Source organism: Mycobacterium sp., from assembly GCF_032161845.1.
Taxonomy (GTDB): domain Bacteria; phylum Actinomycetota; class Actinomycetes; order Mycobacteriales; family Mycobacteriaceae; genus Mycobacterium.
Window position 1 is genome coordinate 1 of sequence record NZ_JAVRQA010000087.1, and the last position, 15,426, is coordinate 15,426.

Below are 15,426 nucleotides of genomic sequence, written 5' to 3' on the forward strand. Positions count from 1 at the left end.
GGTGGACGAGGGTGAACTGTTGCGGTTGGCCGAGGCCCGCCGGGCCCTTGGCTGGTGGCTGGTCGGTAGCTCCCGCGCAATGCTCGCGTTGGCCCGCCAGCATGCGCTGGACCGGATGCAGTTCGGCCGGCCGATCGCCGGATTCCAGGCGGTCCGGCACCGGTTGGCCGAGACGCTGGTCGCCATCGAAGGCGCCGAAGCGACACTCAAGCTGCCTGGCGCGGACAACCCCGATCTGACCGCGCTGCTGGCCAAGGCCGCCGCGGGCAAGGCAGCGCTGACCGCGGCCAAACACTGCCAGCAGGTGCTCGCAGGCATCGGCTTCACCGCCGAGCACGACCTGCACCACCACGTCGAGCGGGTCCTGGTACTCGACGGATTGCTCGGCAGCTCACGCGAACTCACGAAGAAGGCAGGAGCGGGGCTGCGGGCACGCGGCTCGGCACCCCGCCTCGCCACCCTCTAACGACCTCCCCGCGAACGTGCGCGTCCGTACGTCGACACGCCGCGGCAAGTGGCGCTCCGCGCACGCTCGAGGTGGCGCGCCAGCCACCCGTCAGCGGCGCGGTAGGCCGAGCACGCGCTGAGCGATGATGTTGCGTTGAATCTCCGACGTACCACCGGCGATGGTGCCTGCGAACGTGCGGATGTAACGGTCGGCCCAGCCGCCCCCGTAGGCATCGAGGTTCAGTGCCACATAGGGCGCGGTCACGTCCGGGTGGCTCAGTCCATCAGCGCCGCGCGAGTCGAGCGCGTGCTCGGTGGCCGCTTGGACCGTCTCGGCGCCGAGGAGCTTCAGCACCGAAAGGGCGGGGACGTCCTCGTCGCCACGCGCGGCTCTCGCCAGTGCTGCGGAGCCAAGCAGCCGAAGCGAATGATTGTCCATCACCAGGGTCGCGAACTGGTCTCGTTCGACCACGGTCGACGGCCGCCAATCGTCGATCAGATCCTGCAGGCGGTCGGCGTAACTGAGCCACAGCATGTTTCGCTCGTGGCCAAGCGACCCGCTGGCGACCGCCCAACCGTCGTTGAGCGCACCGACCAGGTTCTGCGCGGGCACCCGCACATCGGTGAAGAAGACCTCGTTGAAGTCGAGATCGCCCTTGTCGGCGGCCGACGCGAACGGCCTGCGGACGAGACCCGGTGAGTCGGTGGGGATCAGCAGGACGCTGATGCCCTGGTGCTTGGGGGCATCCGGGTCGGTGCGGACGAACGTCAGGATCACGTCGGCGTCGTGCGCCCCGGACGTCCACACCTTCTGACCATTGACCACGAAGTCGTCGCCGTCACGCACCGCCCTGGTACGCAGCGAGGCCAGGTCGGAACCGGCACTCGGCTCGCTCATCCCCAACGCGGCGGTGATCTCGGCGCGCAGGATCGGGATCGCCCACGTGCGCTGCTGTTCGGGCGTGCCGAAGGTGATGAGCGACGCCGCGATGATCCCGACGCCTTGCGAGTTGAAGCTCGGCACGATCCTGCGGCGGGCCAACTCGGTCTGATGGACGTACTGCTGGAGGATGGTCGCGTTCCGGCCGCCGAACTCCGGCGGATTGCCCGGCACCAGCCAGCCGTCGTCGAAGAGCAGTCGCTGCCATCGCCGGGCCCAGTCCGGCACGTGCGAGGACGACCGCGGCCGCTCGATGGCGTCGGCGTCGGCAGGCGCATTCTGGTCGAGGAACGCCACGAACTCGGCGAGGAAGTCGTCGACCTCGGCATCGAACGTCAGTTGCACGTCACTCCTGGAAAGCACCTTTCCCGGTAGGCCTTCTCTTAATGCGCAAATGAGAATACTATTCTCGCGATGAGAAAGTTACAATCTCAGACACGCTGCACCCGAGGGGGTCTACGGCACGATGCAACGACGTTCTCCGGTACAGTTCATGCATGTTCTCCCCGATCAGCCCACGTCAGAGGCACCGGTGACTACCAGTCCTAGCGAAGAACCGGCCTGGAAGCAGCGCGCGGTCGAACGGTCCATCAAGACCGCGAAATTGCGTGCCGCCCAGCGGGTACAGCGCTTCCTCGACGCCGCCCAGGCGATCATCATCGAGAAGGGCACCACGGACTTCACCGTGCAGGAGGTCGTCGACCGGTCGCGACAGTCGCTGCGTAGCTTCTACCTGCAGTTCGACGGTAAGCACGAGCTTCTGCTCGCACTCTTCGAGGACGCGCTGAGCCGATCCGCCGATCAGATCCGCGCCGCGACCTCGGGCCAGATGGATCCACTGGACCGGCTCAAGGTGGCCGTTCAACTGCTCTTCGAGTCCTCCCGCCCGGACCCTGCCGCGAAGCGTCCGCTGTTCACCGACTTCGCCCCCAGGCTGCTGGTATCCCATCCGTCCGAGGTCAAGGTCGCGCACGCGCCCCTTCTGGTGCTGCTCACGGAGCTGATGGAGGATGCTGCCGAGGCCGGCAAACTGCGCCCGAGCATCAACCCCAAGCGCATCGCCGCCATGACCATGCAGACCGTGATGTTCGTGGCGCAGTCCAGCGGTTCCGATGACGCGACCACCAAGCCGATTTCGGCGGACGAGGTCTGGGATTTCGTCGCGAACGGATTCGCCAGCGACTAGTTGGAGAATTACATTCTCCGTTTAGAAGAATTTTGCTTACACTGATCAGGTGCCCGACCTGTGGTCTGACCTGCTCGCGTGCCTGGCGTTCGACGTCGAGGGCTCGGAGACGCCGTTCCTGGCCCGGAATCAGCGCCTCGACTACCACCGCGTCTTCGGCGGGCAACTGCTAGCTCAGTTCGTCCGGGCCGCCTCCCTGGCGTGTCCCGACAAGGCCGTCAAGTCGTTGCACTCGGTCTTCCCCCGCGAGGGCCGCGCCGACGAACCCCTGGCATACGAGGTCACCCGCCATCACGATGGCCGGTCCTTCGGCACCCTGACCATCACCGCGACGCAGGCAAAGGGACCCATCGGGGTCGCTTCCGTCTCCATGCACACCGCGGAGGACGGCTTGGACCGGCAATCCGTAGAGCCCGTCGGCGAGGTACCAGGACCCGATCACGACGTCGCACTCGGACTCATCCCGTGGGACACCCGGACCGCCGACGACCTGAACGCCACCACCACCGGACCACCGGAGTTCGAGCTGTGGATGCGCACGCCATCCGTCGATCCCGAGCTGGCATCGGCCCTCGCGGCGTACGCCACCGACCTCACCCTGATCGGGACCGCGCTGCGTCCGCACGCCGGGCTGAGCCAACTCGGCAACGGCACCCAGTTCACCTCGGCCGTGACGAGCCACACCATCTGGTTCCATCGACCCTTCACCACCGACCAGTGGCTGCTCCTTCGCCAACACAGTCCGCTCCTCGCCAACGGCCGCAGCTTCGGCCGCGGTGACATCCTCACCAGCGGTGGTGTGCTGGTGGCGTCGTACGCCCAAGAAGCTCTGCTGCGCGTAACGAACTGAGGCACAGTGCAATCGAATTCGACCTATCGGGTATTTCAGTGGTCCACCGGCACCATTGGGGTGCGCGCGCTTCGGGCCATCATCGAGCACCCGGAGTTGGTGCTCGCAGGCGTCTACGTCCACGTTAAGGACAAAGTCGGTCGAGACGCCGGCGAAATCTGCGGGTTGCCAACCGTGGGTGTGACGGCCACCGACAGCATCGAGGACGTCGTCACGTCCGGCGCTGACTGCGTGCTGTACATGCCGAATGCGCCGGACGTCGACACCTTGGTCGCATTGCTCACCGCAGGCATCAACGTCGTCACCACGTGCGGCCTGTTCCATCACCCCGCCTCGATGGATTCCGCTGTCCGGCAACGAATTCAGGATGCCTGCGAGGCAGGCGGTGCAGCCATCCACAGCACGGGCAGCAGTCCGGGTTTCATCACCGAGGCCGTGCCGTTGGTGTTGACGTCGATTCAGCGCCGATTGAACTCGCTCGCCATCGACGAGTACGCCGACCTGTCGCGGCGCCCGTCGCCGGAGTTGCTCTTCGATCTGATGGGTTTCGGCAAACCGATGGGCCCGTTCGAGGATTTCCGCGCCGATTACCTGGGAGCCAGTTTCGGGCCGTCGTTGCGGCTCCTCGCCGATGCGGTCGGGCTTCCGCTGGATACCGTCGAAGCCAGCGGAGAGTTGGCCGCCGCGGCGCGGGACACCGCGATTGCCGCCGGCGAGTTGGCAGCGGGCACGGTCGCCGCGCAACGGATCACGATCGCAGGGATTCGAAATGGCAGCACCCTGATCCGTTTTCGAGCCACCTGGTACTGCTCCACCGAACTCGCACCCGCATGGGACTTGCTCGACACGGGGTGGCATATCTCGGTCGACGGCGACGCGCCGCTGGAGGTCGACCTCCGGATGCCGATTCCACTAGAGCAGATGGCCGAGGTCTCACCGGCCTACACCGCCAATCGTGCGGTCAATGCCGTGCCGTTCGTGTGCTCCGCGCCGCCTGGAATCAGGTCGACCGTCGATCTGCCACCGTTCGTGCCCGCGCTCGGCCCCGGAGCCGAATAAGCGCTGAGTACAAACGCTTCGGACGGTGCCGCCCGTTGACACAATGACTCCAGAATGTAAGAGTGCTGGGCAGGTGCACAGCACATGGCGCACAACGATGGAGTAGAGGTTCACATGGCAGGGCGGTTGGAAGGCAAGGTCGCGTTCATCACGGGCGCGGCGCGCGGGCAGGGGCGCGCGCACGCGGTGCGGATGGCTCAAGAGGGCGCCGACATCATCGCCATCGACATCTGCAAGAAGATCGACACGGTCGAACTCATTACCGCGGCCACGCCGGAAGATCTGGCCGAGACCGCGGATCTCGTCAAGGGACACAACCGCCGAGTCGTCACCGCGGAGGTCGACGTCCGCAACTACGACGCCCTGAAGGCCGCAGTCGACAGCGGTGTCGAACAGTTGGGCCGGCTCGACGTCATCGTCGCCAACGCGGGCATCGGCAACGGCGGCCAGACCTTGGACAAGACCAGTGAAGCCGACTGGACCGCAATGATCGACATCAATCTCGCCGGCGTGTGGAAGACCGTGAAGGCAGGTGTTCCCCACATCCTCGAGGGAGGGCGCGGCGGGTCGATCATCCTGACCAGTTCGGTCGGTGGGTTGAAGGCGTACCCCCACTGCGGTCACTACGTGGCGGCCAAGCACGGCGTCATCGGGTTGATGCGCACCTTCGCAGTGGAACTCGGCGCCCAAAACGTTCGCGTCAACTCCGTCTGTCCGACCAACGTCAACACCCCACTGTTCATGAACGAGGGCACGATGAGGTTGTTCCGCCCCGACCTCGAGAACCCAGGTCCCGACGACATGAAGGTCGTCGGCGAGTTCATGCACACGCTGCCGATCGGCTGGGTCGAACCAGAGGACGTCGCAAACGCGGCACTTTTCCTGGCCTCCGACGAAGCCCGTTACATCACCGGCGTATCACTTCCGGTCGACGGCGGCAGCTGCCTGAAGTAGCCTCGGTCCGCGCCACGGGCTGACACACTCACGGGGATGGGTAGCAACGACGCGACCGGGGAACCGAACCCGTGGGCGGAACTCGACAAGTTCAGTCCGTCGGTCACCAAACAGGTGGTCGAAAAGGTCGGTCCACTGTTGCGCCGCTGGTTTCGCTCAGAAGTGCACGGTCTCGGCGACTTCCCGCAAGACTTTGGCGCACTGGTGGTCTCGAACCACTCCGGCGGAATGTTCACCCCTGACGTAATGCTGTTCGGCTCGGCCTTCTACCGCCGGTTCGGCTACCGCGCCAGACCGCTGTACACGTTGGCGCACTACGGGGTCGTAATGGGGCCGCTGGGCGAGCTGATGGGCAAGGTCGGCGTCATCGAGGCCAGTCCCGAGAATGCCGCAGCCGCTTTGCATTCCGGCGGCGTCGTGCTGGTGTTCCCGGGCGGTGACTACGATTCCTACCGCCCGACCACCTCCGACGGCGTCATCGACTTCGATGGACGCACCGGCTACGTCCGGACGGCGATTGCCGCTGGCGTGCCGATCGTCCCCTCGGTGTCGATCGGAGGACAGGAGAGCCAGCTCTTCCTGACCCGAGGCAACACCTTGGCGAAGCTGCTGGGATTGAACAAGGCGCGCGTGGAGATCCTGCCGGTGACGTTCGGGTTCCCCTTCGGGTTCAGCGTTCTGATTCCGCCGAATCTGCCGCTGCCGACCAAGATCGTCACCCAGGTCCTGGAACCGATCGACATCGAGGCGCGGTTCGGCCCCGATCCCGATGTGGCCGAGGTCGACACCTACGTGCGGTCCGTCATGCAGGACGCGCTGGACGAGTTGGCCCGCAATCGGCGTTTCCCCATTATCGGCTGACTCAGCCGTCGCGCACCGCGGGCAGCGCAGTGTCGACGACGGCCAGCTGCTCCAATGGGGTGTAGCTGCACTCGGGGGGCCCGGCCGGGATCGACGACCGTGGTGAGGGTCGCGTTGAGTGCGGCGTGGCAGGCGACCGGCCCGGGCAGGAATTGTTCGCCATGATGGCCGCGGGCCGGATATTGCTGAAGGAGCCCGGACCAGGGGTGCGGGCTTCGGTCAGCGGCAGCTCGTGCAGCGGTTTGGCGAACATCGGTGGCGTCGCGCCGTCGAGGCCAGCGCTCTCACCTTCGGCGGAGTCGTCCTCGTCGGTAACCGGTGGCTCGTCGGGGCTGCCGTCGTCGGGCTCGGGATCGTCGGGCTCGGGATCGTCGGGCTCGGGGTCGTCGGACACTGGTGGAACGTCGGTTCCGTCGAGGGTGTCCTGGTGGGCGATGACGTAGACGACGACCCCGCTGGGGGGTGGGTTGTCGGCGGCGGGGCAGGCGTCGGTGTCGCAGAGGCAGGCCAACCGGTCGGCGCCGTGGCCCAGGGCGCCCATGGCGTCGGCGCGGCGTTGGTCGCGGGTGCGGGGGTCCGCCGGGCAGACGGTGTCGGCCAACGCGTTGAGGCGGGCGTCGAAGGCTTTCGCGTCGGGGGTGAACAAGGTGGCGAACACTGCGGCTAGTCCGCTGCCCTCCTCGACGGTGATGTCGACGGATCGGCCCCGGGCGCCGGTCTGAGTGCGGCGCACGGCGTACGGGTCGACCTGCGCGATGAACGCGTCGATGGCCTGTTCGGTGTTGTCCACTGACATGGGTTCCCAGCTGTGCAGCGCCTCAGCCAGTGCTTCATCGAGGGCGCGCAGGGCATCGGGGTCGGTGACCAGGGCGCCGCGGGTGACGATGGTGCGAACCAGGGGGTAGCCGATCAGTCCGGCAAGAAATCGCGCCGCCACCTTCGGGAAGCGGTCCCGTAGTGCGGTCGCGACGATCAACAGGTTGGACGCGGTGCCGCTAGTAATGCGTTGGGCGGCGCCAATGTGGGCGCAAACCGCTCCCCAGTTGTCCAGACACCACTGGTCGCGGTCGGCGGATCCGGTGGCGGCATGCGCGTCGTCGAGCATGGTGACCATCGCCGCCAATCGGCGGGCACACGCCGCGGATTCGACCCGGGTCCACGCATCGACCGCACCGGCCCCGCCGGTGCCGGTCGTGGAAGCCACCAGTTCATCGAACATGATTCGACTCTAAGGTCGCCATCCGACCCCGAACAGCCCAGAAACCCGATCTGTGGATCAATCACGAACTGTGCACAACTCAATGGCTACACGTCGAAATTGTCGGTGTCACATGCTAATCGGGAGCAAATGCCCCTAACGGTCGGCCTTCTTGCGACCACCCATGGCGGGAGCCGTGCCGATGATTCCGTCCACTTCCAGAGCCGCGATCTCGTCGTCGGCCAGGCCCATCTCGCGCAGCAGTTCGCGGTTGTGCTCGCCGAGCAACGGGGCCGGCGCCCGGTGGAACTGGTCGGGCCCGCTGGACAGGTTCACCGGCAACGTACTGTGTGACGCCGCCACGTTCACGGGATGACCGACCTGTTCGAAGAAGCGCCGATGCATCAATTGCGGCAGCTCGGCCTGGTGGTGCGGCTGCATCACCTTGGCAACGGGAACGCCCGCCGCCCAGAGCGTTTCGACGATGTCGTCGCCGGTGCGAGGCAGACACCACGCAGCGAGCCGTTCATCGATGTCGTCGTGATTAGCCCGACGCCCAGCCATGTCGCACAGGGGGCCGGCTATTGCCCACTCCGGTCGACCGATGGCCTCGCGCAACGCCTCCCATTGCGCGTCGGTGGCCACCGCGATCGCGACCCAGCAATCCTCCCGACCGAACTCGTCGAGCCCTGCACACCGGTAGATGTTCTGGGGGGCAGCCGCGGGCCCACGATTGCCTGCGCGCTGCAACAGTGACCCGTACGCGGAGTGCTCGATGACCTGCTCGGCGGCGATGTTGAGCGCTGCGTCCACCATTGCCGCCTCGACCAGCACGCCCGAGCCGGTCCTGCGCCGGTGTTCGAGTGCCAGCATCAGCGCGTTCAGTGCGTGCACACCCGCGTTCGGATCGCCGACCGAGTACGGCTCGTACGGGTTGCGGTCGGCATAGCCGGTGAGCCAACTGAGTCCGGAGGCGTCTTCGATGATGTAGGCGAAGGCGGGATTCTCGCGCCACGGGCCGTCGAGGCCGAAACCTGGCATCCGCAGCATGATCACGTCGTCGCGCAACTCACGGACCGACGCGAAGTCCAGCCCGAGCTGATCGATCACCCGTGGGGTGAAGTTCTCGACGATGACGTCACACGTCGGAATCAGCCGACGCAGCAGCTCGCGCCCCCGGTCGGTCTGAAAGTCCAGGGTCAGGCTCTTCTTGTTGGTGTTGAGCGCCGAGAAGATCGGTGAACGCTCCCACCACAGGTCGACGCTCGCGGGGATCCCCGCGATCAGCCGCGTCCCGTCGGGCCGCGGCGTGGATTCCAGGTGGATGAGTTCGGCGCCGAGCATGCCGAGCACGTGGGTGCACGACGGCCCCGCCCAGAACGTGGTCATGTCGAGGACGCGAAGTCCGCTGAACGGCAGGCGATCACGGTCCCTTTCGCCCGCCGGAACGGCTCGGGGGGCGCGGGCCGACTTACGCACCGATCCGGTGTGCTCGCCGAGCCGAGGCGCAGGCGCGGGTGGCCGCAGGGCGACGCCGCCGAGGCGATAGGGATGGCTCGGCTGTACGAAACCGTCCCGCGGATTGGTGGTGAAGGCCTCGCGCGCGACGAAGTGGTCCATCGTCGTGACGTTCGCGCCGTTGCCCACCGGCGAATTGGGGATGCGGAACGCCGAGGCGAGATCGCGGACGTCATCGACGCGTTGGTCGAGGAGCCACTCGTAGAGTTCCGCCGCGTGCAGATTGGACTGTTCGGTGATCGTGAGCTGGGACTGCTCGTCGATCCACTCGTCATGTCCGGACATCGCACACAGGTCGTGCCACTGCTGCGCGGTCCCACAGCCGAGCGCGACCAACCCGTCCGCGGCCTGTGCCACCCCGGGCACCGTGGGCCTTCGCTCAGAACGCCACGGCTTTCCGAGCATCTCGAAGTAGGTCACCGGATAGTAGGTGAGACAAAGGATCTGGGCCTCCATCATCGACAGGTCGATGAGCTCGCCGTACCCGTCGCGCAGTGAGCGGGCACGGAACGCCAGTGTCATCGCCGCGGCGTACGCGCCGCTGACCCAGTCCCCGACCTGCCCGCCGACGTGCACCGGCGCCCTGTCCTGCGAACCGCGTCCGATCCCGATCGCACCACCTGACCACGCCTGCAACGTGAACTCGGTGGCCGGCCGATCGTGCCAGGGGCCGTCGAGTCCGAAGGGCGTGATGGCGGTGACGACGAGATGCGGGTGACGGCGGCTGATCTCCCCTGGTGACAACGCGTCGAGTTCGGCGACCGACGAGCCACGCGACCACACCACCGCATCGGCGCCTTCCAGTAGTCGCTCGACCATGGCGACGTCAGCGGCGACGTCGGGATCGGCGACGACGCTCTGCTTGGAGCATGCGAGAAAGCTGAACAACGCGCCGTCGTCGCCGGGCGCGATGGCCGCCTCCGACGCCGACCACCGACGTAGCGAATCACCCTCCGGCGCCTCGATCTTGACGACGTCCGCGCCCCCGTCGGCGAGCAGCTTGGTGCAGTAAGCACCCGCGATGCCCGAGGACAGATCGAGGACGGTGTACCCGTCCAGCGGACCGGCCGCGTGCTCCACCGGCTAATCCTTCTTCTTGCGGTTCTTCTTGCTCAGCCTGAAGTCCGGGGGAAACTTGGCGTCGTTGTCGTTGACCGCGGCAGCCAGGCCGCTGCCGATGGCCTCTTGCATGTCGAGGTCGTGCGCGTCGTCGTTCTGCACCCCGCTTCCCATCGACTCGAAGAACGCCGACAGCAGGCTCCCCATGTACTCGCCCTGATGCTGCTTGTAGACCTCGAAGAAGAGCTTCTGCATGTAGACCGTGTCTACGGGCCGGTTACGGGCACATGCGAGCGCGTACTTCTGCGTCTCGGCCTCGAGCTCATCCCGCGTAACCACCTTGTTGAGGAAGTTGCACTTGTCCATGTCCTCGGCGGTGAACGGCCGTCCGGTGAAGACCATCTCCTGGAACTTGCGCAGGCCCATCATCTGCACCCAGGTCCACATGCGCGGACCCCACCCGTAGTAACGGAACGACGGGTGCCCGAACAGCGCATCATCGGACGAGATCACCAGATCCGCGTCGGCGCACTGATAGAAGTGCCAGCCGTAGCAATAGCCCTTGGCCTCCACGATGCTGATCTTCTTGAGTTCCTGTAGCGGCCGGTTGCCTGCCTGTGCATTGGCGTACCACCCGCTGATCGTGGCGCCATTGCGGAAGGTGCCCTTCGGCGGGTACTCGACACCCATGCCTTCGACCTTCAACTCGCGAAGCCGTAACGCGGGGTCGTCATTGCCCTCCATGAACTCCGGCAGATCGGCTCCGCTTCCGAGGTTGTCGCCAACTCCTCGGATGACGACGACCTTGACGTCGTTGTCGACGCTCGACGCGCGGATCAGATCGGCATAGCGCAGCCGCGCGTCGGAGGTCGGTGCGTTGAGGAACTCGGGCCGGTTGAACGTGATGGTCGCGATCTTGGTCTTCGGATCCTTCTCGTAGAGAATGATCTCCTCGGCCGGCGGCCGCTTCTTCTTCGACATCGTCGCTCCCTCAGAGGATTCCGGCAGCGGCGGCGGTCACCGATGGGCTTGTCGTGAGCAGCTCGGCGCCCTGCTCGGTAATGAGCAAGGCATCGCGGTTGAACACTGCACCGACGCCGGCCTCCCACACGTACGACGTCACGGCGAGCACCATGCCGGGGTCCAGGGTTTCCTCGGCAGCAGTCTGCGGAAGATCGGGCGAGATTACGGGCGGATCGAAACCGAGGCCAAGTCCGTGCGCCACCGGCATCGGCGGTAGCGACTCCCCCGCCGCTTCATAGGCGGCGAGCAGGACGCTGGCTGCGGCACCGGGGCGGCAGGCACCGAACAGCCGCTCCGACAATTCATTCGAGCGCCGATACAACGCATCGACGCCCTTCACGTCGCCGACGGCCAGGGTGCGGCCCACCTCGCCGACGTATCCGTCGGCCAACGCACCCGCAGCGAAGGCCACCAAATCGCCATCGCCGATGTGGCCGTCACGGCGTCCCACGCTCCAGGAATGCTCGCGTGAGGTGATCCAGGCACCGTCCTGGGTGGCCGAGGTACTCACGCCGCCCGCCGCCATCGCCTCCAGCATGACTCCGGTCAATGCTTGCTCGGTGATACCGGGGGCGAGCGCAGACACCGCTGCGGCGAGCCCGGTTTCGGCGACGCCGAGGGCACCGCGCAGCGCCAGGATCTCGTCATCGGTCTTGATGCGCCGCGCCGTCCGCATCGCCGACTCGCCATCGACGAGTTCTGCGTTGGGGAACGCCAACGGCAGCAATTGAGCGAACGACGGGGACATCGCATCGGTGCCGACGCGGCGGGCGGTGGCGGCGCCGTCGATGCCCTTGAGAACCTCGATGTTCGTCATCGGGTTCCACGCCAACCCGTAGAGGTGGTCGTGTCCGATCTCCTCGGGGATGCCCTCGTCCCAGCTGCTGTTGAGGTGAATCTCGCCGGTGGCGCGCACCAGCACGCAAATCGGTGCGAACGGGCGGGTTCCAGCCACCCAGAGCTGCGGCGCCCCGGTGACGTATCGGACGTTCGCCTGGCGGCCGAGCACCAGAACGTCGAGGTCGTTGGCATCCATCTGGGCCAGCGCGCGTTCGCGCCGTCCCTTGCGCAGGGCCAGGTCGTCGGCGAGGATCTCAGTGCTCATTTTTGGGGCCCATTCAGAAGTTCCCCGTACGGCGCGTAGGGGTAGTCGGTGATGGAGGTCGCGCCGTCGTCGGTGATGTACACGATCTCCTCACTTCGGTATCCGCCGGTGCCGTCCTCCCAAACGACCGGCTCGAGTACCAGGACCATGCCGGCCGGAAAGACGAAGTTGTCGTCGAACTCCTCACCGAGATCGGTTCCGATCATTGGCATTTCGGCGGCGTTGGTGCCGATGCTGTGTCCAAGGTAGAAGTGGGGCAGCCACGGCTTCTTGCCGCCGTTGGCAGCGATCGCGGCTCGGGCGAGATCCCCCGACGTCGCGCCCGCCTTGGTGACCGCGAGGACGGCGGCGAGGATCTCCCGCCACTTGGTGAACTGGGCCTGCTGGCGGACCGACGGTTCCTCCCCCACCAGCCAGGTGCGCCCGAAGTCGGAGCAGTAACCGTCGTAGGTGATGCTGACGTCCGTCCACAGCACGTCCCCGGATCGGAGCTCCTTCTCGGTGGTCAGCAATGGCAGGGCGAGGTCGCCGGTCGTTGTCCAGACTCCGCCGCTGGTCTGCGTGCTTGGCATCACCTGCCAGATGGCCTCGAGCATGTTAGCGGTGGCGCCCAGTTCGAAGGCGCGGCGGACGAATTCGGCGGAGAGGTCGATCTGGCGCACGCCAGGAGCCAACGACCTCTGGACGTCGGCGGCGGCCGCTTCTGTGATGCGGCAGGCCTTGCGAATGCTGGCGATCTGGTCGACGGTCTTGACCAACTTGGCCGGACCGACCACCAATGCTGCGTCGGCCGGGGGTCCTGCGGGAAACAGCACGTCCGTGGCCCGTCGCATCGCACCCGTCAGCTCGTCGACCGCCACCGTGGCACCCGGTCGCACCAGGCCGGCCAGTACCTTGGCGAAACTCCGCACGCCCTCGTCGAATTCGAGATAGAGCGGACCGTGCACGTGATCAGCGGGCAACTCCGAATCGAAGGCGCTGCCTTCGCGGAACGGCATGTACAGGTGGGGGTGTTCGTCGTCGGCAAGGACGACGGCGACCGGCCGCTCGACGTGCGACAGCCCCGCGTCGAGCAGCGGCCAGCTGGCCCCCGTTGCGTAGACCACGTTGCCGTTGCCGAGCAGCACCAGTGCGTCGACACCCTTGTCCTTCATGGCGTTTCGCAGTCGAGCTCCGCACTCGCGGTACATCCTGGCGCGGTCGGGCAGGTCCGGGATGTCGAACCGAACGGTATCGGTGGCAAAGGTCGTCACGAGACCCCCAGGAAGTTCTTGATGTTGGTGCTGACGATCTTCACCGCGTCATCGGGGCCGACCGCCTCGACGACGGCGGCCAGCGACTTCTCCGAGTAACCGAAGGTGCTCTCGTTGTGCGGGTAGTCCGAGGACCACATCACCTTGTCGACACCGATCTGGTCGATCAGTCGCAGCCCCAGCGGGTCCACCATGAACGAGGCGCTCATGTGGTTGTCCCAGTAGTAGCGGACGTCGTGTTCCAGTTGATGGTTGAACATGTGACGGTAGGAGGCGAACAGGTGCTCGGCGTCCTGCAGCGCGGTTGGCACCCAGGCGATCCCGCCTTCGAACCAGCCGATCTTCAGCTTCGGATGCCGGTCGAGGATGCCGGAGAAGACGTACTTGGCGAACTGCTCGCGGAACGAGTCGACGTTGATCATCATGCCGACCACGACACTGTTGTTCTCGCACGGCGTCTTCGGCGGCGTCTCACCGATGTGGTGGGCGACCGGCAGGCCGGCCTCCTCGATCTCGTCCCACACCGCATCCATCGAGGCGCTGCCGTAGTCGTAGACCTTGCCCTCGTCGTCCTTACCGGGATTCAACGGCATCAGGAACGTCTTGAGTCCCAACGACTTCAGCTCGGCCAGTGTGCTGCGGGTGCCCTTGGGGTCCCACCAGTTGATCAGCCCGACGCCGTGGAAGCGGCCGTTCGACTTTTCCTGCAGCTCGGCGATGTGCTCGTTGTAGATCCGGAAGACACGCTCACGCAGCGCCTTGTCGGGGTAGTGGAACAGCGCCAGCACGGCATTCGGGAAGGCCAGCTCCTTCTGGATGCCGTCCTCGGCGAGCTCGCGGATGCGCGCCTCGATGTTGTTGGTAGCGGCGCCTGCCAGATCGTCGTACTGCATGAGCACCCGACCGAAGTCACCCGCCACGAAGGACCGACCGTTGACGCCGACCATGTACGCGCCGTCTTCGTACCAGATCCGCGGCGCCTGCCCCTTGAGGTCATCCGGGAAGCGCTCGAAGAAGATGTCCTCGGCGACGGAGATGTGGTTGTCCGCCGAGAAGACCTCGGTGCCAACGGGCAAACCGCTGACGGAGCCCGCCGCATGTCCGCGACGGTCCTTGGGCGCGCCCCAGCCTTCGGGTGGATAGAGCGTGCTTGTTGCTGTTGGGGTTGACATCGGTGGCACTCCAATCGGGCTGTGGTGCAGGAAGGATCGGCAGGGTTACCAGGTCACCGGCAGGTCGTAGACGCCGTAGGCGAGCCGGTCGTGTTTGAAGGGGACCTCGTCGAACGGAATCGCCAACTTCAGGGTCGGGATACGACGCAGCAGTGTCTGAAACACGATCTGCAGTTCGGCGCGGGCGAGCTGTTGGCCGACACACTGGTGGCGGCCGTAGCCGAACCCGAGTTCCTGGCCGGCATCCCTGGTGAAGTCCAGCTTGTCGGGATTCGGGTACGCGGCGGCATCCCAGTTTGCGGGTGCCAGGTCGATGATGATGCCCTCGCCGGCACGGATGGTCTCGCCACCGATCTCGATGTCCTCGGTCGCGACCCGACGCTGCCCGTTCTGGATGATCGACAGGTAGCGCATCAGTTCCTCGGCGGCGTTCGCAATGAACTTCGGATCGTCCGAATCACGAAGCAGTGCGGCCTGTTCGGGGTTCTCGAGCAGGGCCAGCACGCCGATGCCGATCATGTTCGCCGTGGTTTCGTGGCCGGCGATGAGCAACCCGGTACCGAGCTGCGCGGCTTCCTTCACGCTGATCTCGCCGGCGGTCACCCGCTCTGCGAGATCGGAGACCGCGTCCTCCGCCGGGTTGGCCTGCTTCTCTTTGACCAGGTCGATGAGGTACTGGTGCAGGCTCATCGCGCCCTTTTGCATGGCATCCGCGGCCGCGAAGCGAGCCAGACCAGCGTTGGCGTGCTCCTGGAAGAATTCGTGGTCCTCGTAGGGGACGCCGAGCATGTCGCTGATCAC

The 15,426-nt window shown here is 66.0% G+C and carries 14 protein-coding genes; 6 read left to right on the top strand and 8 right to left on the bottom strand.

From position 1 onward, the window contains the following. Positions 1-466: acyl-CoA dehydrogenase family protein (locus QOD90_RS05205; RefSeq protein WP_526347353.1), on the top strand; the 466-nt coding region annotated here is incomplete at its 5' end. 90 nt (positions 467-556) lie between these two features. Here QOD90_RS05205 and QOD90_RS05210 read toward each other — a convergent pair. After that, a complete protein-coding gene (locus QOD90_RS05210; protein ID WP_526347355.1) occupies positions 557-1,732 on the bottom strand; it encodes an acyl-CoA dehydrogenase family protein in 1,176 nt (391 codons plus the stop codon). 121 nt (positions 1,733-1,853) lie between these two features. On the opposite strand from QOD90_RS05210, the gene QOD90_RS05215 reads away from it, so the two are divergent. The 5 genes from QOD90_RS05215 (at position 1,854) to QOD90_RS05235 (ending at position 6,297) form a co-directional block, all read left to right on the top strand. Continuing rightward, on the top strand, positions 1,854-2,573 hold the full coding sequence (locus QOD90_RS05215; protein WP_526347357.1) for a TetR/AcrR family transcriptional regulator: 720 nt from the start codon (positions 1,854-1,856) through the stop codon (positions 2,571-2,573). 49 nt (positions 2,574-2,622) lie between these two features. Beyond that, positions 2,623-3,423, top strand: a complete 801-nt coding sequence (locus QOD90_RS05220; RefSeq protein ID WP_526347359.1) for an acyl-CoA thioesterase — start codon at positions 2,623-2,625, stop codon at positions 3,421-3,423. A gap of 6 nt (positions 3,424-3,429) precedes the next feature. Further along, positions 3,430-4,482, top strand: a complete 1,053-nt coding sequence (locus QOD90_RS05225) for an NAD(P)H-dependent amine dehydrogenase family protein (protein ID WP_526347361.1) — start codon at positions 3,430-3,432, stop codon at positions 4,480-4,482. Positions 4,483-4,596: 114 nt separating this feature from the next. Further along, on the top strand, positions 4,597-5,436 hold the full coding sequence (locus QOD90_RS05230) for a mycofactocin-coupled SDR family oxidoreductase (RefSeq protein ID WP_526347363.1): 840 nt from the start codon (positions 4,597-4,599) through the stop codon (positions 5,434-5,436). 36 nt (positions 5,437-5,472) lie between these two features. Continuing rightward, entirely contained in the window at positions 5,473-6,297 is an 825-nt protein-coding gene (locus QOD90_RS05235) for a lysophospholipid acyltransferase family protein (protein WP_526347365.1), read from the top strand. Position 6,298: 1 nt separating this feature from the next. Here QOD90_RS05235 and QOD90_RS05240 read toward each other — a convergent pair whose 3' ends face one another. The 7 genes from QOD90_RS05240 to QOD90_RS05270 all read right to left on the bottom strand — a co-directional run. Then, the gene (locus QOD90_RS05240) at positions 6,299-7,516 is read right to left on the bottom strand and encodes a DUF222 domain-containing protein (RefSeq protein WP_526347367.1); all 1,218 of its coding nucleotides are present in this window, start codon (positions 7,514-7,516) and stop codon (positions 6,299-6,301) included. Positions 7,517-7,651: 135 nt separating this feature from the next. Then, the gene (locus tag QOD90_RS05245; RefSeq protein ID WP_526347369.1) at positions 7,652-10,093 is read right to left on the bottom strand and encodes a CaiB/BaiF CoA transferase family protein; all 2,442 of its coding nucleotides are present in this window, start codon (positions 10,091-10,093) and stop codon (positions 7,652-7,654) included. 3 nt (positions 10,094-10,096) lie between these two features. Next, positions 10,097-11,053, bottom strand: coding sequence for an enoyl-CoA hydratase/isomerase family protein (locus QOD90_RS05250; protein WP_526347371.1), 957 nt, complete (start codon positions 11,051-11,053; stop codon positions 10,097-10,099). A 10-nt stretch (positions 11,054-11,063) separates the two neighbouring features. Then, positions 11,064-12,200, bottom strand: coding sequence for a M24 family metallopeptidase (locus tag QOD90_RS05255; protein WP_526347373.1), 1,137 nt, complete (start codon positions 12,198-12,200; stop codon positions 11,064-11,066). Beyond that, positions 12,197-13,390, bottom strand: a complete 1,194-nt coding sequence (locus QOD90_RS05260; protein ID WP_526347379.1) for a M24 family metallopeptidase — start codon at positions 13,388-13,390, stop codon at positions 12,197-12,199. Before QOD90_RS05260 ends, QOD90_RS05255 begins: the two co-directional genes overlap by 4 nt. A 59-nt stretch (positions 13,391-13,449) precedes the next feature. Next, positions 13,450-14,625: an amidohydrolase family protein gene (locus QOD90_RS05265; protein WP_526347375.1), complete on the bottom strand. Its 1,176-nt coding sequence runs from the start codon at positions 14,623-14,625 to the stop codon at positions 13,450-13,452. A 45-nt stretch (positions 14,626-14,670) separates the two neighbouring features. Then, on the bottom strand, positions 14,671-15,426 hold a 756-nt coding region (locus QOD90_RS05270), incomplete at its 5' end, for a cytochrome P450 (RefSeq protein ID WP_526347377.1).